The following is a 21,731-nucleotide window of genomic DNA, read 5'->3' on the forward strand; positions in this document are numbered from 1 at the left end:
CCGGGGCACGAATTCACCACACCGACCTCCGGGGGATGGACGCTGGACAGCATCGACGCTTAACGTGCGTTGACCCCCGTCCACCCATCGTGGAGGCCCCATGCGCCCGCGCCGCACCATCGCCGCGCTCGCGACCGCCGCCGCCGTCATCACGGCCATCGGCGTCGCACCCCCCGCGGCCAGCGCCGCGCCCACCGATCTTCTGATCTCCGAGTACGTCGAGGGCTCGTCGAACAACAAGGCGATCGAGCTGTTCAACGGCACCGCTTCCGCCGTCGACCTGACGGTCGGCGGATACCAGCTCCAGGTGTACTTCAACGGCTCCACCAACCCGACGACCCTGACTTTGGACGGCACGGTCGCGGCCGGTGACGTGTTCGTCCTCGCCGCCGCGTCCGCCGCGCCCGCCATCCTGGCCGCGGCCGACCAGACGACCGGCGCGAGCCTGTTCAACGGCGACGACGCGATCGTGCTCCGCCGGGGAACCACCGTGGTCGACTCGATCGGTCAGGTCGGCGTCGACCCGGGCACCGAGTGGGGCTCGGGTCTCACCAGCACCGCCGACAACACCCTGCGCCGGTCGGGCAGCGTCCCGACCGGGGACACCGACCCGTCGGACGGGTTCGACCCCGCGGCCCAGTGGGCCGGCTTCCCGACCGACACCTTCGACGGTCTCGGCGCGCACACCGTCGACGGTGGAGGGCCCGTCGACCGGCCCGCCACGGTCACCTGTGGCCCGCCGCTGACCACGGCGGTCGGCACCGCCGCCGCCCGTGAGGTGACCGCCACCGACGTCGACGACCGGGTCGTCGACCTGGCTGTCACCTCGGTCACCCCCACCCCCACCGCCGGCTCGATCACCCGCACCGCCGGCACCCCGGCCGACGCGGTCGGCGGCACCGCCACCGCCACCGTCACCGCCAGCGCCGAGCTGCCCTCAGGGGCGTACTCGGTGGTGGTCACCGCGACGGACGTCGACGGCGGCACCGCCACCTGCACCCTGACTGTGCAGGTCACCCGGGAACTGACCGTCGGCGAGGTGCAGGGCCCGACCAGTGACGACGAGTCCGGCCCCGCCGACCGGTCGCCGCTGGCTCCGGCCAGTGGCACCAGCCCGACCCTGTACGACGTGCGCGGCGTCATCACCCAGCTGACCCTGGCCCGCTCGTCGGCCGGTGCCGAGCAGCGCGGCTTCTTCCTGCAGAGCCGGTCCGACGCCACCGACGGTGACCCGACCAGCTCCGACGGCATCTTCGTGTTCATGGGTTCCTTCACCTCGCTGATCGGCGGCTACGTGCCGACGGTGGGCGACGAGGTGGTGCTGCGGGCGCGGGTGTCGGAGTACTTCAACATGACGCAGCTCTCCGGCGCGTCCCTGGTCCGCCGGCTGGCCTCCGGCCTCGACGTGGACGCCGTCGTCACGGTGACCGACGCCGTCCCGCCGGTCGACCTGGCGGACGCCGGCCGGTTCTGGGAGCGGCACGAGGGTGCCCGGATGCGGGTGCGCGCCGGCAGCGGCGCGGTCAGCGGCCGGGACGTGTTCTCCGGCACCGCCGACGCCGAGACCTGGGTGGTCGACCGGGACGATCCGCTGCTCGACCGCGCCGACCCGTACGCCCGCCGGGTGTTCCGGGACGCGCACCCGCTCGACAACGACCCGACCCGCACCTTCGACGACGGCAACGGCCAGCGGATCATGCTGGGCAGCATGGGCGTCAAGGGCACCACCGGGGACAGCGGTGCGCTGCTGCCGCCCGCACGCACCTTCGACACGCTGACCGCCGACGCCGTCGGCGGCGTCTACTTCTCGTTCGAGAAGTACGGCGTCCAGGTGGAGAGCGCGGCGTTCACCGCCGGGGCCGACCCGTCGCGGAACGCGCCGCCGCGACCGGCGAAGCGCACCGAGGAGGTCGCGGTCGCCACCTACAACGTGGAGAACCTGTACGACTTCCGCGACGACCCGTTCGACGGCTGCGACTTCGTCGGCAACTCCGGCTGCCCCGGGGTACGCCCGCCGTTCAACTACGTGCCGGCCAGTGAGCGGGACTACCTCGACCAGCTCGCGGCGCTGGCCGACCAGATCACCAGGGACCTGCACGCACCGGATCTGATCCTCGTGCAGGAGGCCGAGGACCAGGACATCTGTTCCGTCGCCGGTGGCCGGCTGGTCTGTGGTGACACGAACGACGCCGACGGTGCCCCCGACACCCTCCAGGAGTTGGCGCTGGCGGTGACGGCGGCCGGCGGGCCGGCCTACGCCGCCGCGTACGACCGCACCGGCGCGGACGACCGCGGTATCACCTCGGCGTTCCTGTACCGCACCGACCGGCTGTCGCTCGCCGAGGCGAGCGCCGCCGACCCGGTCCTGGGCTCGTCGCCCACGGTGCGGTACCGGTCGGCGGGGCTGCCCGGCAACGCCGACGTGCAGAACCCCAAGGCGCTCAACGCGTCGCTGCCGGCCGACGTGGACACCTCGACGGGCCTCGACGGCGACAACGTCTTCACCCGCGCCCCTCAGCTCGGCAAGTTCACCGTGGCCGCCGCGCCCGGGTCGAGCGAGACCTTCACGCTGTGGGCGGCGAGCAACCACTTCTCGTCGGGGCCGGACCGCCGGGTCGGGCAGCGCCGGGAGCAGGCCGCCTACGGGGCGGCGATCGTCACCGCGATCGAGGCGTCGGACCCGCACGCGCGGGTGGTGTTCGGCGGGGACCTGAACGTCTTCCCCCGCCCCGACGACCCGGTGGCGACGGCGGCTGCGCCGACTCCGTCGGACCAGCTCGGCCCGCTGTACGGGGCGGGGATGCGCAACCTGTGGGACGACCTGCTGGCCGACGCGCCGTCCTCGGCGTACTCGTACAGCTTCGCCGGGCAGGCGCAGACGTTGGACCACCTGTTCGTCAACGCCGCACTGCACGCCGACCTGGTGCAGGTACGGGCCGCGCACATCAACGCGGACTGGCCGGCGGAGCACGCGGGTGACGGCTCGCGCGGTTCCAGCGACCACGATCCGCAGGTGGCCCGGTTCCGGTCGCGGGCGACGCTGAGCGTGGCGGACGCCTCGGTGGTCGAGGGCGACAGGGGCACCCGCCAGCTGACCTTCCAGGTGACCGTCTCCCGGCCGCTGTCGCAGCCGATGACGCTGTGCGCCGCCACGGTCGGTCTGACGGCCAGGGCCGGCGTGGACTTCGACCCGTACGTCGGTTGCCGGATCCTGCCCGCCGGGCAGACCTCGCTGGCATTCCCGGTGACCGTCCGGGGTGACCGGAAGGCGGAGGCGAACGAGAGGATCCTGTTCGCGGTTGCCGGTTCGCCGGCCCTGCGGTTCACCGATCCGCTGGCGATCGGCACCGTCACGAACGACGACTGACGGGCACGGTGACCGGACGGGCCCTGCGCGGGCCGGCGACCAGCCGGCTCTCGCAGGGCCCGTCCGCTTCGCACCCCGGACCGACGCGCGGACGGGGTCAGGGCGCTCCGGGGGCCGACGTCAGCACCGGCGCGTGGTCGTGGCCGACCAGCAGCCGGGTCCCCGCCCAGGTCGTCCAGGTCAGGTAGCTGGGCACGAGCACCACCAGCGAGAGCACACCCGTCGCCGCGGCGAACCACCGTGCGCCGGGCGCGACGGCGGGAAGCTGCGCCGCCAGCAGGACACCGACCAGTGCGGCGCCGGCCGTGACTCCGAGCGCCGCCAGGAGCATCGGCCCCTGACGGCGGCGCAGGGCGGCACCGTTGGTGGCGATCAGCCACCCGCCGGGAACGACACTGCCGAGCAGTGCCACGAGTGGCACGTCGAGGACGACCGACAGCGCACCGGAGGCGACCGGTCCGGTGCCGGCGAACGCGGTCAGCAGCACGGCGACGCCGTGCCGCACCGGCCCTCCGCCCCGAAGTGCCGCCCACTTCCAGGTGCGGGCCACCACCGCCAGCAGCATGCCGCAGGGGGCGACGAGGAAGAGGAACTCGGCGGTGTCCTCGCCGATGAGCGGGGCGAGGGTCAGCGCACCCAGGAGCACCACCGGGGTGCCGAGCAGCCCGACGCCGGCCATGACCGCCGCCCACCGTGCGGCCCCCGGGTGGCGGTGCTGCCAGGCGAGCAGGGGCACCTTGAGCACGGTGTCGAGGCCGTAGCGCCAGCGTCGCAGTCCCCGTACGGCGAGCAGGACGGCCAGAGCCTCCTCGCGCCACCGGGCCCGGTGCGGACGGGGCAGGGCGATCGACGCCACCGCCAGCACGGCGGTCAGCAGCCGGGTCATCGGGCTTGCGCCCCGCGAAGCCGGCCGGCCGGGACGGTACGGGTGCGATCGCGTCGTCGGGCGCCGGCGGCGGCCAGCGCGGTGCGTGCCTCGGTGACGCCGTTGGACGCGAGCCGGTAGTAGCGCCGGCGCGGGCGTCCCTCGGCGTGCTGGTCGATCACCTCCCAGCGGCTCTCGACCCAGCCGGCCGATTCCAGGCGCGACATGATCGGGTAGATGGTCCCCGGCGGGAGGCCGGTGGAGTCGACGATCTCCAGGCCGTACAGTTCCCGGTCGGGTTCGTGGAGCAGGGCACGCAGCACGAGCTGCACCTGCAACGTCATCCGCAGCATGCTCGTACTCTATATAGGGTCGAGGGTCGGCACAACGCACCGGTTCCACTTTCCCGGGCCGGGCCGGCCGTCAGGGACGGTGCACTCAGTAACGCTCGCGGAGCAGTAGCGCGGCCTCCACCGCCCAGTAGGTGAGGATGACCTGCGCGCCGGCCCGCCGGATCGAGGTGAGCGTCTCCAGCATCACCCGCTCCCGGTCCACCCAACCGTTCGCGGCGGCGGCCTCGACCATCGCGTACTCGCCGGAGACCTGGTAGGCGGCGACCGGCACGTCGACCGCCGCGCGCACCGCCGACACCACGTCGAGGTACGGCAGGGCCGGCTTCACCATCACCATGTCGGCACCCTCGGCGACGTCCAGCTCCACCTCGCGCAGCGACTCCCGCAGGTTCGCCGGATCCTGCTGGTAGGTGCGCCGGTCGCCGTCCAGCGCCGACTCCACCGCGTCCCGGAACGGCCCGTAGAACGCCGAGGCGTACTTGGCGGCGTACGCCAGCACGGTCACGTCGGTGTAACCGGCGGCGTCGAGCGCCCGGCGTACCACCCCGACCTGGCCGTCCATCATGCCGGACGGCCCGACCACCCCGACCCCGGCGGCGGCCTGGGCGACCGCCATCTGCGCGTAGGCGGCCAGCGTGGCGTCGTTGTCGACCTCGCCGCCCGGGGTGAGCACCCCGCAGTGCCCGTGCGAGGTGAACTCGTCCAGACAGAGATCGCTCATGACCACCGTGGCGTCGCCCACCTCGGCGACCACGTCGCGGATCGCCACGTTCAGGATGCCGTCGGGGTCGACCCCGCCCGAACCGCACTCGTCACGCGTGGCGGGCACCCCGAACAGCATGATGCCGCCCACGCCGGCCTGGACCGCCTCGACGGCGGCCTTGCGCAGCGAGTCCCGGGAGTGCTGGAACACTCCGGGCAGCGAGGCGATGGGCCGCGGCCCGGCCAGCCCCTCCTTGACGAACATCGGAACGACCAGTTCGGCCGGATCGACGCGGGTCTCGGACACCAACCGCCGCATCGCCGCGGTGCGGCGCAGCCGGCGGGGCCGGATCTCGGGGTACGGCATACGAGCCTCCTGCCTAGCGGAACCTCAGGGCGGTCGGCCCCTGCACCTTCGAGCCCCGGCGCTGCTTCGCCGGCATCGCGGCGAGCTTCTCCCGCAGCTCGACGGCGTAGGCGGCCAGCGCCTCCACCAGATCGGGCACCGAGGCGTGCGGCGGCTGCACGTCGACCCGAAGGCCGAACTCCGTCGCGGTCTCCGACGTCTTGGGCCCGATCACTGCAACCACGGTACGAGCGTGCGGCTTCCCCGCGATACCCACCAGGTTGCGTACTGTCGAGCTGGACGTGAAGAGGACCGCGTCGAATCCGCCGGACTTGATCGCGTCCCGGATCTCGGCGGGCGGCGGCGCCGCGCGGACCGTCCGGTACGCGGTCACGTCGTCGACCTCCCAGCCGCGCTCGGTCAGGCCGGCGGCAAGGGTCTCCGTGGCGATGTCGGCGCGCGGCAGCAGCACCCGCCCCACCGGGTCGAGCACCTCGTCGTGCGGCGAGAACTCGGCCAGCAGCCCCTCGGAGGACTGCTCCCCCGACGGGACCAGCTCCGGCTGGATGCCGAACGCGCGGACCGCGTCGGCGGTCGCCTCGCCGATGCAGGCGATCTTGACGCCGCCGAAGTGCCGGGCGTCCAGGCCGTGCTCGGCGAACTTCTCCCAGACCGCGCGGACCGCGTTCACCGAGGTGAAGATCACCCAGGCGTACCGGCCGTCGACCAGGCCCTTCACGGCCCGTTCCATCTGGGCGGGGGTACGCGGCGGCTCGACCGCGATGGTCGGCACCTCGCACGGGATCGCGCCGTACGCCCGCAGCCGCGCGCTCATCGCCCCGGCCTGCTCCTTGGTGCGGGGCACGAGCACCTTCCAGCCGTACAGCGGCCGGTTCTCCCACCAGCTCAGCTTGTCCCGCTGGCCGACGCCCGCACCGAGGGTGAGCACCACCCGGCCGGTGAAGCCGAGCGCCGCCGCGACGAAGGAGTCGACGGTCGACGTGGTCGTGTACTGCGTCTCGCCCGTGCCGTCGCCGGTCACCCCGACACCGGTGCCGCCGTCGACCCCGGCGGCGAGCAGCCCGTCGCGGATCGCCGCGAGGTCACCGGCGTCCACCGCCAGCGCGAGCGAGCCCCGGCCGACGGCCGAGGCCAGCGCCTCGAAGTCGAGCGCGCCCACGTCCTCGACGTCGGCGGCGGTCCGTACGCCCGGCAGCGGCACACCCGCGTAGGTGGCCACGCCCTCGGCCTGGCCGACGCCCGGAACCACCTCGAAGTGCGCGGCGGTCCGCGCCACGGCCTGCACCTCCTTGACCACCGAGTCGTGGCCGAAGGGGTCGCCGGCGACCAGGTGCACGGCGTTGAGGCCCGCGCGGGCCGCCGAGATGAGCACCTTCGCCACGTCACCCGGTGCGCCCTCCGCCGGGGTGAACTGCGCGTCCTCCCGCGCCTCGGTGCGCACCGCGTCCAGCAGCGTTTCGGGGACTCCCCGGTCGTAGACCACCTGGTCGGCGTCGACCAGGGCGTCGTGCGCCCGGCGGGTCAGCAGGCCCGGGTCTCCGGGGCCGGCCCCGACGAACGCGATGCGGCCGACGGGCTTACGGGTGCGGGTCATTCTGTGCTCCCAATGTGCTGTGTCCCCGGGCCGGTGTGTCCGTCCTTGCCGAGGATCGAGTCGGCGCCGAGGTCGAGGAGGTCGGCGGCGAGTGCCTTGCCGATCTCCGCCGCGTCGGCGGGCGTTCCGGTGCGGGACAGCCGGATGTCGCGGGCGCCGTCCGGGCTGATCACCGCCCCGCGCAGGTAGATCTCATCGCCGTCGTCGCCCTCGGCGAGTTCGGCGTAGGCGGCGACCGGAGCGGAGCATCCGGCCTCCAGGGTGGCCAGCAGCGCCCGTTCCGCGGTGACCGCGGCGCGGGTCGGTGCGTGGTCGAGTGCGGCGAGCAGCTCGACCAGGTCCGGGTCGTCGGTCCGGCACTCCACCGCCAGCGCCCCCTGGGCGGGCGCGGGCAGCATCAGCATCGGATCCAGCGTCTCGGTGATCACGTCGGTGCGGCCGAGCCGGGCCAGTCCGGCCCGGGCCAGCACGACGGCGTCCAGGTCGGCCTCCGGGCCGAGCACCCGCGCGAGCCGGGTGTCGACGTTGCCCCGGATGGGGGTGACCTCCAGCTGCATGCCGAGCGCGTGCAGCTGGGCGATCCGGCGCAGGGCGCCGGTGCCCACGTTCGCCCCGGAGGCGAGTTCGGTGAGCGTACGGCCGTGCCGGGCGACCAGCGCGTCGCGCGGGTCCTGCCGGGGTGGCACGGCCGCGATGTGCAGCCCGGCCGCCGGGGCGGTGGGCAGATCCTTGTACGAGTGGACGGCGAAGTCGATCGTGCCGGCCACCAGCGCGTCGCGCAGCGCGGAGACGAAGACGCCCACGCCGAGGCGATGCACCGGGGCGCTGGAGCGGTCACCGGCGGTGACCACCTCCACCAGCTCGACGGGCCGGCCGGTGGCCGTGGTGAGTGCCTCGGCGACCTGCCCGGACTGGGCCATCGCCAGCTTGCTGCCCCGGGTGCCGAGGCGCAGAGGGGTGGTCATCGCTCACCTCCGGTGGGTGGGACGTCGACCGCCCCGAACGACTGGGACAGGTCGGCCCCGCCGGCCGGGCCCGGGTCGGGCTCGACCACGTCGGGAACGCTGTCGACCGGGGACGTCTGCGGCACCTGGAGGTCGAACAGCTCCCGCAGCAGGGCCGCGTACTGGTCGCCGCCGGGTTCCGCGGCGAGCTGCCGGACCCGCACGGTGGGCTGGTGCAGCAGTCGCTGCACCACCCGGTGGACCGTCCGGGCCACCTCGGCGCGCTGGTCGTCGTCGAGGTCGGGGCGGCGCTGGGCGAGCCGGCGCAGCTCGGCGGTGACCACGTCGTCGGCGCGTCCGCGCAGGGCGGCCACGGTGGGTGCCACGTCGGCACCGCGCAGCCAGCTGAGGAAGCTGTCGACCTCGGCGACCACGATCCGCTCCACGGCGGCGGCGTCCGTGGCGGCCGGGCCACCGGCGAGCACCGCGGCCATCCGGTCGATGTCGACCACCTCGACGCCGGGCAGCTCGGCGACGCCCGCCCCGACGTCACGCGGGACGGCCAGGTCGAGCAGCACCAGCGGCCCCCGGGCCGGGTCGCGCCCGGCCAGCGCCCGGGCGACCACCTCCCGGGTGAGGACCGGCTCGGTGGCGGCCGTCGCGGCCACCACGACGTCCACCCCGGCGAGGGTGACGGGCAGGTCGGCCAGGGGGGCGGAGTTGGCGCCGTACGACTCGGCGAGCCGCACGGCCCGGTCGGTGCCCCGGTTGGAGACGGTGACCGGGCCGGCGCCGAGCCGGGACAGCGTGGCCACTCCCAGCGAGCCCATCGCCCCGGCCCCGACGACGAGGGCGGGCCGCCCGGCCAGGTCGCCGTCGAGGTGGCCGGCGGCCAGCTCCAGCGCGGCGGTGACGACGCTCTGGCCGGCACGGTCGATGCCGGTCTCGGCGTGCGCCCGCTTGCCCACCCGCAGCGCCTGCTGCATCAGCTCGTGCAGCAGCCGGCCGGCGGTGTCGGCGCCGGTGGCCCAGTGGTAGGCGTCGCGGAGCTGGCCGAGGATCTGCGCCTCGCCGACCACCATCGAGTCCAGCCCGGCGGCCACCCGGAACACGTGGTCGACGGCGGCGGCGTCGAAGTGCACGTAGAGGTGGTTGGCGAGGGCTGCCGGCTGGCAGCCGGCCTGCTCGGCGAGCACCGCGCAGATGTCACCGAGGCCGCCGTGGAAACCGGACACGGCGGCGTAGACCTCCACCCGGTTGCAGGTGGAGACGAGCACGGCCTCGCTCACGTACGGCTGGGCCACCAGGCGGTCCAGGATGCGGGTGAGGTCGGCGGGGGCCACCGCCAGCTGCTCCAGGGTGGCGACCGGAGCGGTGCGGTAGGACGCGCCGACGACGAGCAGTTTCACGTGCCGATCGCCTCCTGGGGGTCGGTGGCCGCGAGGCCGCCGGGCAGCGCGGTGAGGGCGGACCCGCCGGTGGCGGGCAGCGCGGTCAGGGAGGCCTTACGGTGCTCGTGGAACGACAGGATCTGCAACTCGATGGCGAGGTCGACCTTGCGCACGTCGACGCCCTCCGGGACCGAGAGGACGCACGGGGCGAAGTTCAGGATGCTCGTCACCCCGACCGCGACGAGCTGGTCGGCGACCCGCTGGGCGGCTGCGGCGGGGGTCGCGATCACCCCGATGGCGATGGCCTCCTCGGCGGCGACCCGGGGCAGCTCGTCGACGTGCCGCACGACCAGGCCGCCGATCTCCTCGCCGACCCGGTCGGGGTCGGCGTCGAGCAGCGCGGCGATCCGGAAGCCACGGCTGGCGAAGCCGTCGTAGCCGGCGAGGGCGTGACCCAGGTTACCCACGCCCACCAGGGCCACCGCGCGGCGCTGGGTGAGCCCGAGCACGTACTCGATCTGGTCGACCAGCAGGGCCACGTCGTAGCCGACGCCGCGGGTGCCGTACGAGCCGAGGTGGGACAGGTCCTTGCGGAGCTTGGCGGAGTTGACCCCGGCGGCGCTGGCCAGCCCCTCGCTGGAGACTGTCTCGTGCCCGCTCTCGGCCAGGTTGTGCAGGGCGCGGAGGTATTCCGGGAGCCGTGCGACGGTCGCCTCGGGAAGGTCCGGGAGCGCCGGTACGGCACCGGCGCGACCGGGCGCGCCTGGGTGACGGTGCTGACTCATGAGACTCCGTGGAGTGCGATCCTCGACCAACTCCGTCGGCCGGCCGTTTCGGGACTCCCGCTGGCGACCGAGATTGCCGGCTGTGCTAGCAGGGCGCGTCGAAACTACACAGTAGGCGCTTGTGAAGACGTGCACAAATCGCGATCTTGTAGGCACGCGCCGCGCCTCCACCTGCCCTCCATTCCGCAAGATCGATCGGTGAGCCTCGCGTCACCGCCCGTGCGATTATTGCCCAATCCCGACTTCTCTGACCAATCACACGCGCGCCGCCGCGTACTCCGACACGCTTCGAGCATGGCGTTATCGGCCCCGGAACGCCATTCCCGATCGTGCCAACCTCATCATCGGCACGACGGCGGGCGGAACGGTCAGGGCAGGGTGGTGGCGAGGGTCACCGCCGCCGCGAGGGTGTCGGCCACCGGGTGGCCGGAGGCGCGCAGCCGGTCGGGGTCGGTGAAGCCGCCGGTGTACAGCACCACCCGGCCGCCCACCGACAGCGCCGCGTCGGCGTCGTCCAGCGAATCGCCGATCAGCACCACCTCCCGGCCCGGCACCCCCAGCTCGGTCAGGTGCCGGCGCAGCGACTCGGCCTTGCGACCGCCGCCCACCTGGGCCCGCAGGCCGTCCATCCGGGTGAAGCGCCCGGCGAGGCCGTACGTGTGCACGGCGGGCACCAGCTCGTCGTGGAACCACATGGACAGCAGCGACTGGGTGCCCGGCCAGGCCTCCATCGCGACCGCCGCGTCGTGCGCGAGCTCACACGTGGTCAGGCCGGTCCGGTACGCGTCGTGGAAGATCCGGTCCAGCCGGCCGAACGCCTCGTCGTCGACCGCACGGCCGAGCACCTCGGCGTAGTAGTCGGCGATCGGCCGACGGAACCGCACCCGGTGCTCGTCGGGGGTCACCGTGGGCCCGCCGACGCTGGCGAAGGCCGCATTGGTGGCGGTCACCACCAGACTGAGATCGTTCAGGAGAGTCCCGTTCCAGTCCCACACCAGGTGGGGTCGCACAGGGGTCATGCCCGCACCCTACCGACGCGGGCGCTACAGCTGGGGGGTCGTGAGGTCCCGCAGCAGCCGTTCCTCCTCCACCCGCCAGTAGCCGTGCTCCTTGCCGTCGAGCAACGTCACCGGCAGCCGGTCGCCGTACTCGCGTTCCAGCTCCACGTCCTCGCTGACGTCCTTCTCGATCCACCGGTCGCCGGTGACCGCGACCACCCGGTCGAGGGCCGCCTTGGCGTCCTCGCACAGGTGACAGCCGGGCCGGGTGATCAGGGTGAGTCGGGGCTCACGCATCCGCGTCCTCCGTCGTGGCGGCGCCCGCCGGGCCGGCGGGTCGGGGTCGGTGGATGCCGCGTGGGGGCGGCACCCGGGGTGTCGCGGCGGCCGACGACGGCCGGAGCAGGACCTTGCGCACCTTGCCGATGGCCGAGTGCGGCAACTCGTCGACGAACTCGACGTCGGTCGGACACTTGAACCGGGCCAGGTGACGTGCGCAGTGGGCGAGCAACTCCTCGCCGGTGACCCGACGCCCCGGCACCGGCACCACGTACGCCCGGACAGTCTCCCCGGTCCGGGGGTGCGGCACACCCAGTACCGCGGACTCCGCCACCGCCGGGTGCGCCGAGAGCACCAGCTCCACCTCGCGCGGGTACACGTTGAAGCCGTTGACGATGATCAGGTCGCCGAGGCGGTCGACCAGGAACAGGTCGCCGTCGGCGTCGGCGTACGCCACGTCCCCGGTGGGCCACCAGCCGTCGGCGTCCGGGCCGCCCCGGCCGTCCGGCCAGTACCCGGCGAACAGGTTGGCCCCACGCACCACGACCTGCCCCGGGTCGGTGCCCGACGTCGGGTCGGACAGCTCCAGCTCGTCGGCGTCGTCGTCGGGCACCTGCACGCCGTCGCGCCACAGCTCGATCCCGTCCGGGTCGACCAGGCGCAGCTCGACGCCGGGCAGCGGGCGGCCCACCGACCCGGGCTTGGGCTCCCCACCCACCAGCGTCGAGGTCAGCGCGGGAGCGGTCTCGGTCAGGCCGTAGCCCACGTGCACGGGTCGACCCGCAGCCGCGGTGAGGCGTGCCGCGTCGGCCGGCTCCAGCGGCGCCGCGCCGCACACCACCACCCGGACCGCCGCCATCGCCGCGGCCAGGGCGGCCGGCTCCGCCCGAGCCCAGGACTGCACCATCGACGGTACGCCGACCAGGACGCTGACCCGGTGCCGGGCGATCTCACCGAGCGCGGCGTCGGCGCCGAGGTCGTCGACGAGCACCCCCGTCGCGCCGTGGTGCACGACCGCACCGAGCCCCGAGTTGAGCCCGTACGCGTGGAACAGCGGCAGCGCCAGCAGCACGGTGTCGTCGGGACCGACCACGGGCGGTTCGATCCGGTCCACCTGCTCCTGGTTGGCGGCCAGCGCGCCGTGGGTCAGCATGGCGCCCTTCGGCCGGCCCTCGGTGCCGGAGGTGTAGAGCAGCACCGCCAGGTCCTCGGCGCGGCGGGTCGGGAACCGGGCCGCGACACCCCCGGTCGGCGGCGCGGTGTGCACGGCCACCAGCGCGGGCAGGGCGGCGGCGGACCCGGCGACCAGGTCCCGCACCCGCTCGGTGCCGATCAGGACGGACGCGCCGGAGTCGGCCAGGACGTGGGTGAGTTCGCCGGCCGTGAGGTCGGGGTTGACCGGCACCGCCACCAGCCCGGCCCGCAACGTGGCGAGCAGGCCCACGACGCAGTCCGGGGAGTTGGGCAGGGCGACGGCCACCCGGCCGGGGCCCTGCCCGTCGCCGGGTACGGCGGCGGCCAGCGCCCGGGCGGTCGCCGTGACCGCCGCGTCCAGTGCGGACCAGGTGAGGGTGTGGTCCCGCCAGTGCAGCGCGGGTCGGTCGCCGTGGGCGACGGCCGCCCGGCGGAGCCGGTCGGCGAGGTTCGGCGCGGAGCCGTCGGCTGGGTCCTGCACGGTGGCTGAGTCTGGCACAGCCCGGCTCCCACGGCCATGGGCGGAGCACGGCGGCAGCCCGGATGCGGCACACTGACGCCGCCGCACCACGCTCCGCAGTGGTGTCCACCGGTCGCCTGAGAGGTTGTTGTCGGTGTGCCCACGGACCGGCCGACACCGCCGGATTCGCCGCCACATCGACCCTGACCTGCGAATCTCCTGTGGAGCACCAGCCCACCCGGATGTCAACCACCCACGACGGACAACCGGTCCGCCGGAGGCGCGACACGGCGGGAAATACTATGGCTCTGTGTAACGGACTTGCCACGCGCGGGTGACGTTGGCCCTATCATCACTCGGGTCGGCTCACCCCATTTTGCCGTGAGTCGACACCCCTCAGCCCGAGGAGGCCCCCGTGCCCGTAAGCGCATTGGACCAGCACCTCAAGGGGATCTGCCGCTGGTCGGCACACCCCGGATCCGGCCTGCCCGGCCACAACCTGAACGGCCGGGCCGCGCGGCCCACCGACGGAACGGGGGCGGCGCGATGACCACCTACGGTTACGCGGAGCGACCCATCGGGCTGACCCGGTCGTCCGGTCGGCCCCCGGTCAACGAACGTGCCGGGGCCCACGACCCGTCGGACGAGACGGTCACGCCCACGAGTCGGGGCGACGGCACCGCCAGACGGGTGCACCAGAACGAGCCACCACCGCGACCAGCCACGCCCGGCGGGAACACCAGACCCGCCGGCGGCCGGGTCGCCGTCCGGCCCCCCATGCCGACCCAGGCCCGTCGGACGGGCGACACCCCGGTGGCGGACCCGTCGGCCGGGGAGACGGCGCTGCTCCCGACCGTGCCGCCCGCCGCCGTGACCGCCACGGGTTTCCCCAGCCGCCCCGACCCGTCCGACCCGGCCACCGAGGTCTGGACGCTGGTCGAGCGGGCGCAGGCCGGTGAGGCGGAGGCGTTCGGGCTGCTGTACGACCGGTACGTGGACACGGTCTTCCGCTTCGTCTACTTCCGGGTGGGCAACCGGCAACTGGCGGAGGACCTCACCTCCGACACGTTCCTGCGCGCGCTGAAACGGATCAGCAGCTTCACCTGGCAGGGTCGCGACCTGGGGGCGTGGCTGGTCACCATCGCCCGCAACCTGGTCGCCGACCACTTCAAGTCCGGCCGCTACCGGCTGGAGGTCACCACCGGGGACGTGCTCGACGCCGACCGCGAGGACCGGGGCCCGGAGGGCAGCCCGGAGGCGGCGGTGGTGGAGCACATCACGAACGTCGCGCTGCTGACCGCCGTCAAGCAGCTCAATCCCGAGCAGCAGGAGTGCATCGTGCTGCGCTTCCTCCAGGGCTTCTCGGTGGCGGAGACCGCCCGCGCGATGGGCAAGAACGAGGGTGCCATCAAGGCGTTGCAGTACCGGGCCGTACGCGCGCTCGCCCGGCTGCTCCCGGACGGCTTCCAGCCGTAGCCGGACCCGTCGTCGACGCCGGTCGATGTCACGTTCGCCCAGCTCAGCGGCCATCTACTGTCGTGATGGCGATCACTTTCCGTAATTTCGCCTCCGCCGCCCCCGTAACCCGCCCCCGGCACGGCGCGTTTCTCCGGGTGCGACCGGTGACAGTTCCGGCATCCCCCCGGGTCTGACGAGGTACGGCGACGCGGCCCACCGCGACTCCGCCCTTGATGTCACGACGTCCAGGTCGCTGGCCAGAGACTGCGGCCGACCGGCCGCGACCAGCGAGAGGAGGTGCCGCGGTGGACAGCACCCTCTTCTCCCGTCGGCGCGCCGAGCGCTTCGCGCAGCTTCTCGACGAAGCCAACGGCGGCCGGCGTCACCACGTACGGTCCCGGGCCGACGACGAGCTCGTCCGACTCGTGGCGGTGGGGCGGCGGTTCAGCACCGACCCCCCGCCCGCAGAGGTGGATCCCGACTTCCGCACCGGCCTGCGGGCGATGCTGCTCGCCACCGCCGAGCGGGAGGGCATCGGCGCTCCCGCCGGGGTCACCGGGCAGCCGTCGACGGGTCGCGGCCCGCTGCTGCCGGCAGCCACCGCCCGGCGGGCCCGTGCCCGGGGCGCCATCCTGGTCGGCATCGCCGCCGGGGCCGTGGCCGTCTCCGGCATCTCCGCCGCCAGCGAGAACGCGGTGCCCGGCGACGCGCTGTACGGCATGAAGCGCGGCACCGAACGGGCCCAGCTCGCGCTGACCAGCTCGGACGTCAGCCGTGGGCAACTCTTCCTCGGCTTCGCCCGTACCCGGCTCGGCGAGGCGGCGGAACTGCGCGGCGACGCGGTCGGCTTCGACACCGTCCTCGACGACATGGACGCGGACACCCGCCAGGGCGTACGCCTGCTGACCGGCGCCGCGGCACAGCGGTCGGATCCGGCGGCGCTGGACGCCGTCGACACCTTCCTCGACGGTCAGCGGCGGGCGGTCGGCGCGCTGGCCGACGGCGCGTCCCGTGCCGAGCGGGACCGCGCCCGCCGTTCCCTCGCCCTGCTCGACGCGATCGACCGGCGGGCGGCGGCGCTACGCGCCGCCATCGCCTGCGGCCTGCCGGCGTCCACCGGCAGCGACGCCCTGGGCCCCACCCCGGCCGGCTGCCCGCGTTGACCCGGTCCGGCCGTCGTGGCCGGGCCCCGGGCGCACCCGCCGTTCCGCCGGGCGGGCGGTACCGCGAGCCGTGGGCCACAGTCCGGTCAGCTAAGAGCTGGAGACCGGGAGGGTCCGGCTAACCTCGCGGTGGCGTTGCCGGATCGAGCGGAGGAGGCCGGATGGTCCGCAGCCGTAAGGTGACCGTGAGCACCGACGGGCACGGTCACACCGCCGGCTGGGCCGAGACCGGCCTGGCAGCACCGGCAATGCCCGCCGACGACAGCGCGGCGGCCTTCTTCGACATCGACAACACGATGATGCAGGGCGCCTCGATCTACTGGTTCGCCCGCGGGCTCGCCGCCCGGAACCACTTCACCGCCGTGGACCTGGCCCGGTTCGGCTGGCAGCAGCTGCGCTTCCGGGTGTTGGCCACCGAGCACGCCGGCGACATGTCGCGGGCGAAGGAGGCGGCCCTCGCCTTCGTCAGGGGCTGGCGGGTCGACGACGTGGAACACCTCGCCGAGGAGATCTTCGACGAGCTGATGGCACCCCGGATCTGGGCCGGCACCCGGCGGCTGGCGCAACACCACCTGAACAGCGGTCAGCGGGTCTGGCTGGTCAGTGCGGCCCCCGTGGAGATCGGCCGGGTGATCGCCGCCCGGCTCGGGCTGACGGGCGCGATCGGCACGGTCGCCGAGATCGTCGACGGGGCGTACACGGGTCGGCTCGTCGGCGACGTGATGCACGGCCCCGCCAAGGCGGAGGCGGTCACCCAGCTCGCCGCCGTGGAGGGGCTGGAGCTGGCCCGCTGCGCCGCCTACAGCGACTCCTGCAACGACCTTCCGCTGCTGTCGGCGGTGGGCCGGGCCGTGGCCGTCAACCCCGACGGCGCGCTGCTGCGGGAGGCCCGGGACCGCGGCTGGGAGGTGCGGGACTTCCGCACCGGTCGGCGCGCGGTCAGGATCGCGGTCCCCTCGACCGCCGCCGCCGGGCTGCTGGCCGGAGCGGTCACCGCCGGCCTCGCCCTGCACCGTCGCCGCCGCCCCACCTGATCCGCACCGCGGCCCGTGCCGACGGTCGTCACGGTCCGAACGGGTCGGGGCGGCGTTCCAGCAGCCGGTGCAGGGACTGCTGGATGGTCTCCCGCACCTGGTCGGCGAGGTTGAACACCACCAGCGGGTCGTCCGCCGAGTCGACGAGGTGGGCGGTGGGGATCGGCGGGCAGAACTCGATCAGCCACTTGCTCGGCAGCGGCACCATGCCCAGCGGCCCCAGCCAGGGGAAGGTCGGCGTCACCGGGAAGTACGGCAGCTTGAGCAGCCGGGCCAGCGGCTTCACGTCGGCGAGCATCGGATAGATCTCCTCGCCGCCGACGATGGCGACCGGCACGATCGGGGTGCCGGTACGCAGTGCCGCCGACACGAATCCGCCCCGACCGAAACGTTGCAGCTTGTAGCGCTCCGAGTAGAGCTTGCCGATGCCCTTGAAGCCCTCCGGGAAGACGCCGACCAGTTCGCCACCGCTCAGCAGCCGTTCCGCGTCGGGGTTGCAGGCCACCGTGCCGCCGGTCTTGCGGGCGAGCTCGGAGACCACCGGCATCCGGAAGACCAGGTCGGCGCCGAGCAACCGCAGGTAGCGGTGGTTCGGGTGCCGGTCGTGCAGGGCGGTGGACAGGATCAGCGCGTCCAGCGCCACGGTGCCCGAATGGTTGCCCACCACCAGGGCGGGCCCGTCGTCGGGTACGTGTTCCACGCCGGTGACCTCCGTGCGGAACCAGTCCCGGTAGAGCCGGCGCAGCAACGGGTGGAAGACCGCGTCGGTGAGTTCCCGGTCGAAGCCGAACTCGTCGACCTCGTACTCCCCGGAGAGCCGTCGGCGCAGGAACGCCAGGCCCCCGGCGACCCGCCGGTCCCAGACGTCGCCCGGCCGGCCGGTCACCGCCGGGGCAACCGGGTCGCCGGCCGGAACGGACGCCGACGGCCGCGCGACCACCGGGTCGCCGGCCGGAGCGGACGCCGACGGTTGCGGGGTGTCGGTCGGCGGGTCCGGCTCGTCGTCGCTCATCGCACCGGTGCCACCGGCCGGCTCCACGGCGCGGGGCGCGGCAGCCCCGGCGGGGCGGTGGCCGTTGCGCCGCGCCGGCTCCGCGCTCGGCCCGGCCACCCGCCGCGGTACGGCGTACCGCCGGCCGAGGCGGGCGTCGTCGTGCTCGTCCGGGCCCGTCACGGCAGTTCCCGAACGGTGGAGCGGACCTGTCGGATGCCCTCCAGCACGAGCTGTTCGGCCAGCGCCAACTGCTGGCGGGTCACCACCACACCCCCGTGGTGGGCCCGGATGAACTCCTCGAAGGCGGCGGCGGTGGAACGGGGCGTGAAGCCGTACTCCCGCTCCAGCCGGCTGGTGTCCACGACCCGGCCGTGGACGAACAGGTCGACCTGGTCGAGACCGTACCGGCCGAAGCCGAGGGTACGGGCGAGCGCGGCCCCGCCGGAGAGCCCCGGTTCCAGCACCGGCACGGCGACCCGACCGGCCCGTCGGATGGCCTGCGACAGCGCGAGCACGCCCGGCCCGGCCACGTTGTAGGTGCCCGGATGCTCCTCGACGATCGACCGGTGCAGCACCTCCAGCGCGTCGTCGAAGTGCAGGAACTGTAGGCGCGGGTCGCGGCCGAACACGGTGGGCACCACCGGCTGCGAGAAGTAGCGGGTCAGCGTGGTGTCGGCCGTCGAGCCGATGAACGGCGCGAAGCGCAGCACGGTGGCGGTGACGTCGGGCCGGCGGCGACGGAAGCCGCGGACGTACCCCTCGATGTCGAGGATGTCGCGGCCGAAACCGCCGCGTGGCACCTCGCGCGGCTCGGTCTCCTCGGTGAACACGGCCGGATCGCGGAACGACGCGCCGTACGCGGCGGTGGAGGACCGCACCACGAGCTTGCGCAGCCGGGGCGCCCGTTGACAGGCGGCGAGCAGCTGCATCGTGCCGATGACGTTCTGCTCCTTCATCGCCGACCGGCCACCGTTCTGCGGGTCGGGGGCGCTGACCAGCGCCAGGTGCACCACGGCGTCGACGTCGAGGTCGGCCAGGAAGTGGCCCAGGGAGCCGGGGTCGAGGCGAACCCGCTCGACCCGGTCGAGCAGATCGGTGAACTCGGGACCAGGACTCGTCGGGTCCACCCCGATGACCCGTTCGACCCGGGGGTCGGCGGCGAGCCGGGCGGCCACGTGAGCGCCGAGATAGCGACCCACCCCGGTCACGACGACGACCCCCGGGACACCGGTGGTGTCTCCGGGGGTCACCTCGCGCACCTCCCCCGGCAGGTGAGATCGAGCCGGGACAACCACGGCCTGATCACCTGAGCCTCCGGGGGTCGACAGTTTGGCAAGTGACGCCGGTGAGCCGGGCCTGGGCCCGGCGCCGGTCACTTGCCGAGACGGCGACGCTGGACGCGGGTCTTGCGCAGCAGCTTGCGGTGCTTCTTCTTAGCCATGCGCTTGCGGCGCTTCTTGACCACCGAGCCCATACGACAGCCTTTCGATGCAACGTGCGGGGCGATCGACAGACACCCACCGAGGGGTGGTGTCGGCGACCGCGTGCGGACAACGGACCGGACCAGCGCGGTAAGCGGCGGGGCGCACCTGAGGTCACGATCGACGTCCAGCGTAGCGGCAGAGCCCGAGCAGGACCAACGCGCCCCCGTCGAGGCCCGGCCGCCCGGCCACCCGTGGGGCCGCCCGGCAGGATCAGGCGGTCTCCTGGAAGGCACCACGGAGGTACTCGTGCACCGCGTGCTCGGGCACCCGGAACGACCGGCCCACCCGCACGGCGGTCAACTCACCGCTGTGCACGAGACGGTAGACCGTCATCTTGGACACCCGCATGACCGTCGCCACCTCGGCGACGGTCAGGAACTTGACGTCCGACAGCCGACCGTCGGACTGCGACCCGGCCATGGCTCACCAACCCATCCCATGCCCGGCGCGTGCCACCGCACGGGTCTTCCCGCACGGTTCGCGACGCGCGTGTTACCAGTACGGTAACGGGACGGCTGTGACCGGCGCGATCCCTTCGTACAACTGATCACCATTCGCACGCATGTCACCCCGGTGGGTCACCTCGTCGACCGACCCGCCGCGCCGACTGTCCGATTCCCTGACCGGTGGACCCGTCGATCCGCCCCGGGCACGGAGGCGTCCGGTGGCCCCGGCGGCGCCACCGGGGCCACCGGACGGGTGCCCCGGACCGCTTCCGGACGCGGACCGGGGCTCCGCGCTGGGAGCGGGCACCAGTGTGTCAGGTCGATCATGAACGGTCGCACCCCGGCACCCCGTCCGCCGGTGACGGCGGAGAAGGCGACCGACGTCGGAGAGGGGCGACGAGGCCGCGCGCCCGTCCGTCAGCCGGCCAACCGGCGAACGTACGCGACGCAGTCGTCCTGCACGACGGACCAGGGCTCCCCGAGGATCTCCTCGGCCGTCTGCCTCGGGATCCGGCGCTCGTGCAGCACCGCCTTGGCGAAGGCGAACAGCCGCTGCTCCCCGAACCGGTCGGCGAGACACCGGACGGTGAGGTAGGAGACCCCGTACGCGGCGCTCACCCGCCAGTCGGCGGTGTCGTGGTCGGGGGCGATCCGGTCGAGCGGGCCCTTCCAGCCACGGCCGACCAGCCGCCGCACCTCCGCCATCCGGGGGTGCCGGTCGGCGGGCTCGCCGTCGGCCTCGGCCAGCTCGGCCAGCCCTTCGACCAGCCACCAGGCCGAGGCGCCCGTCGGCCCGTGCTCGGTCAGCGAGGCGACGTGGGTCAGCTCGTGCCGCAGCAACTTCTCCAGATCGGCACCGCTGTGGCTGTCCGCCCTGACCACCACCTCGTGCCGGTCACCGCCGACGGGGACCGCGTACCCGGCGCTCCACGACGGCTGTTCGCCGCCGTACCAGCGCTTCCACTCCCTCGGCCCGGCGTAGAAGATCCGGTACCGGTCGGGCGGCGCGTCCCCCATCGCGTACGCGTCGGCGACGGTGGCCGCCGCCTCGGCCCGCCGCAGCAGGTTCGGCAGCCGGTCGCGCAGCGCCGGGGTGGTCGCCACGATCGTGCGCTCGCCCACCGCCGCGACCAGCTCGCTGACCTCCCAGGGCAGGGCGGCGTACTGGCTGTGCGCCCAGCCGTTCACTTGGGCGTCGGGCTCCGACACCGCCAGCGCGAGCAGGCGCGGTGCCGCCGTGCCCTCCCGCCACCGCGTGTTCACCAGCAGCGGGCTGGTCCGACAGCCCGGCACCACGAAGCAGTACCGGAACTCGACCACCAGCCGCCAGTCGCCGGCCCGGCTGGTCGGCGTGGGCAGGCCGTGCGGGCGCGCCTGCCAGGCGGACACCCGCAACGCCCGGAGCGCGGCGAACCGCTGCCGCAGGTCGGCACGGGCGGCCGGGGCCGCGATCGCCAGGAATCCCTCGCGGTCGCCCGCGAGCAACGCGGCGGACTGCCGCTCCAACTGTCCGCTGATCCGCTCGGCGAGCTGCCGGGCCGCCACGGTGGTCGGGTTCTCCGGTGCTGCGGCGGCCCTGGCCAGCGTCGCGACGCCGGAGCCGCCGGCCGACAGCGCCGCGGGCAGGCCCAGGGTCAGCAGCAGGCTGACCGCGACGAGCGAGGCCCACAACGGCCAGCGGTGACGCGGTCGCCGGTCGGGCCCCGGTGCGGCCACCGGCGACGGCGGTTCCGGATCGACCGTCGCGACCGGCTCCGGATCGGCTGCCGGGCTCGGCACCGGGTCAGCCGCCGGGCTCGGCGCGGTGCTCGTTGTCGGTTCGTCGGCCACAGCTCCCCCGTCGCTCACCGGCG

General features: G+C 74.1%; 20 protein-coding genes. 5 read left to right on the plus strand and 15 right to left on the minus strand.

What is annotated here, in order from left to right:
* The first annotated feature begins 100 nt into the window (after window positions 1-100).
* Window positions 101-3,367, plus strand: coding sequence for a lamin tail domain-containing protein (locus GA0070616_RS09630; RefSeq protein ID WP_091079648.1), 3,267 nt, complete (start codon window positions 101-103; stop codon window positions 3,365-3,367).
* Window positions 3,368-3,464: 97 nt separating this feature from the next.
* Here GA0070616_RS09630 and GA0070616_RS09635 read toward each other — a convergent pair whose 3' ends face one another.
* From GA0070616_RS09635 to GA0070616_RS09680, 10 genes are all read right to left on the minus strand, one after another.
* Window positions 3,465-4,253: a hypothetical protein gene (locus GA0070616_RS09635; RefSeq protein ID WP_091079652.1), complete on the minus strand. Its 789-nt coding sequence runs from the start codon at window positions 4,251-4,253 to the stop codon at window positions 3,465-3,467.
* Window positions 4,250-4,585: a PadR family transcriptional regulator gene (locus tag GA0070616_RS09640; protein ID WP_342672263.1), complete on the minus strand. Its 336-nt coding sequence runs from the start codon at window positions 4,583-4,585 to the stop codon at window positions 4,250-4,252. The genes GA0070616_RS09635 and GA0070616_RS09640 overlap by 4 nt, the downstream gene beginning before the upstream one ends.
* Before the next feature lie 85 nt (window positions 4,586-4,670).
* Window positions 4,671-5,654: a porphobilinogen synthase gene (gene hemB, locus GA0070616_RS09645; protein WP_091079654.1), complete on the minus strand. Its 984-nt coding sequence runs from the start codon at window positions 5,652-5,654 to the stop codon at window positions 4,671-4,673.
* A gap of 13 nt (window positions 5,655-5,667) precedes the next feature.
* Window positions 5,668-7,248, minus strand: a complete 1,581-nt coding sequence (locus GA0070616_RS09650) for a bifunctional uroporphyrinogen-III C-methyltransferase/uroporphyrinogen-III synthase (protein ID WP_091079658.1) — start codon at window positions 7,246-7,248, stop codon at window positions 5,668-5,670.
* Window positions 7,245-8,213: a hydroxymethylbilane synthase gene (hemC, locus tag GA0070616_RS09655; protein ID WP_091079662.1), complete on the minus strand. Its 969-nt coding sequence runs from the start codon at window positions 8,211-8,213 to the stop codon at window positions 7,245-7,247. The genes GA0070616_RS09650 and hemC overlap by 4 nt, the downstream gene beginning before the upstream one ends.
* Complete coding sequence (locus GA0070616_RS09660; protein WP_091079666.1) at window positions 8,210-9,601, minus strand: glutamyl-tRNA reductase; 1,392 nt, start codon at window positions 9,599-9,601, stop codon at window positions 8,210-8,212. The genes hemC and GA0070616_RS09660 overlap by 4 nt, the downstream gene beginning before the upstream one ends.
* Entirely contained in the window at window positions 9,598-10,368 is a 771-nt protein-coding gene (locus GA0070616_RS09665; RefSeq protein ID WP_091079668.1) for a redox-sensing transcriptional repressor Rex, read from the minus strand. Before GA0070616_RS09665 ends, GA0070616_RS09660 begins: the two co-directional genes overlap by 4 nt.
* Window positions 10,369-10,736: 368 nt before the next feature.
* Window positions 10,737-11,387: an HAD family hydrolase gene (locus GA0070616_RS09670; protein ID WP_091079672.1), complete on the minus strand. Its 651-nt coding sequence runs from the start codon at window positions 11,385-11,387 to the stop codon at window positions 10,737-10,739.
* A 24-nt stretch (window positions 11,388-11,411) separates the two neighbouring features.
* Complete coding sequence (locus GA0070616_RS09675) at window positions 11,412-11,663, minus strand: glutaredoxin family protein (protein WP_091079675.1); 252 nt, start codon at window positions 11,661-11,663, stop codon at window positions 11,412-11,414.
* Window positions 11,656-13,320: an AMP-binding protein gene (locus GA0070616_RS09680; RefSeq protein ID WP_245712712.1), complete on the minus strand. Its 1,665-nt coding sequence runs from the start codon at window positions 13,318-13,320 to the stop codon at window positions 11,656-11,658. The genes GA0070616_RS09675 and GA0070616_RS09680 overlap by 8 nt, the downstream gene beginning before the upstream one ends.
* 394 nt (window positions 13,321-13,714) lie before the next feature.
* Here GA0070616_RS09680 and GA0070616_RS29125 point away from each other — a divergent pair, with 394 nt between their 5' ends.
* The 4 genes from GA0070616_RS29125 to GA0070616_RS09695 all read left to right on the plus strand — a co-directional run bounded on the left by GA0070616_RS29125 (window position 13,715) and on the right by GA0070616_RS09695 (window position 16,954).
* Entirely contained in the window at window positions 13,715-13,849 is a 135-nt protein-coding gene (locus GA0070616_RS29125) for a hypothetical protein (RefSeq protein ID WP_281187932.1), read from the plus strand.
* Complete coding sequence (locus GA0070616_RS09685) at window positions 13,846-14,775, plus strand: ECF subfamily RNA polymerase sigma factor, BldN family (protein ID WP_091079681.1); 930 nt, start codon at window positions 13,846-13,848, stop codon at window positions 14,773-14,775. The genes GA0070616_RS29125 and GA0070616_RS09685 overlap by 4 nt, the downstream gene beginning before the upstream one ends.
* Before the next feature lie 287 nt (window positions 14,776-15,062).
* On the plus strand, window positions 15,063-15,920 hold the full coding sequence (locus GA0070616_RS09690; RefSeq protein ID WP_091079685.1) for a DUF5667 domain-containing protein: 858 nt from the start codon (window positions 15,063-15,065) through the stop codon (window positions 15,918-15,920).
* 161 nt (window positions 15,921-16,081) lie between these two features.
* Window positions 16,082-16,954, plus strand: a complete 873-nt coding sequence (locus tag GA0070616_RS09695; RefSeq protein WP_091079688.1) for an HAD family hydrolase — start codon at window positions 16,082-16,084, stop codon at window positions 16,952-16,954.
* 28 nt (window positions 16,955-16,982) lie between these two features.
* On the opposite strand, the gene GA0070616_RS09700 is transcribed toward GA0070616_RS09695, so the two are convergent.
* From GA0070616_RS09700 to GA0070616_RS09720, 5 genes are all read right to left on the minus strand, one after another.
* Window positions 16,983-17,840 (minus strand): lysophospholipid acyltransferase family protein, encoded by an 858-nt coding sequence (locus GA0070616_RS09700; RefSeq protein WP_091090354.1) that lies wholly within the window; start codon window positions 17,838-17,840, stop codon window positions 16,983-16,985.
* 284 nt (window positions 17,841-18,124) lie between these two features.
* On the minus strand, window positions 18,125-19,198 hold the full coding sequence (locus GA0070616_RS09705; protein ID WP_091090351.1) for an NAD-dependent epimerase/dehydratase family protein: 1,074 nt from the start codon (window positions 19,196-19,198) through the stop codon (window positions 18,125-18,127).
* A 122-nt stretch (window positions 19,199-19,320) separates the two neighbouring features.
* Window positions 19,321-19,422: a 30S ribosomal protein bS22 gene (locus GA0070616_RS09710; protein ID WP_007465623.1), complete on the minus strand. Its 102-nt coding sequence runs from the start codon at window positions 19,420-19,422 to the stop codon at window positions 19,321-19,323.
* Window positions 19,423-19,642: 220 nt separating this feature from the next.
* Window positions 19,643-19,852, minus strand: coding sequence for a helix-turn-helix domain-containing protein (locus GA0070616_RS09715; RefSeq protein WP_091079691.1), 210 nt, complete (start codon window positions 19,850-19,852; stop codon window positions 19,643-19,645).
* Between the two features lie 443 nt (window positions 19,853-20,295).
* Window positions 20,296-21,726 (minus strand): hypothetical protein, encoded by a 1,431-nt coding sequence (locus GA0070616_RS09720; RefSeq protein WP_245712713.1) that lies wholly within the window; start codon window positions 21,724-21,726, stop codon window positions 20,296-20,298.
* Window positions 21,727-21,731: the final 5 nt, after the last annotated feature.

The organism is Micromonospora nigra (genome assembly GCF_900091585.1).
Classification (GTDB): Bacteria; Actinomycetota; Actinomycetes; order Mycobacteriales; family Micromonosporaceae; genus Micromonospora; species Micromonospora nigra.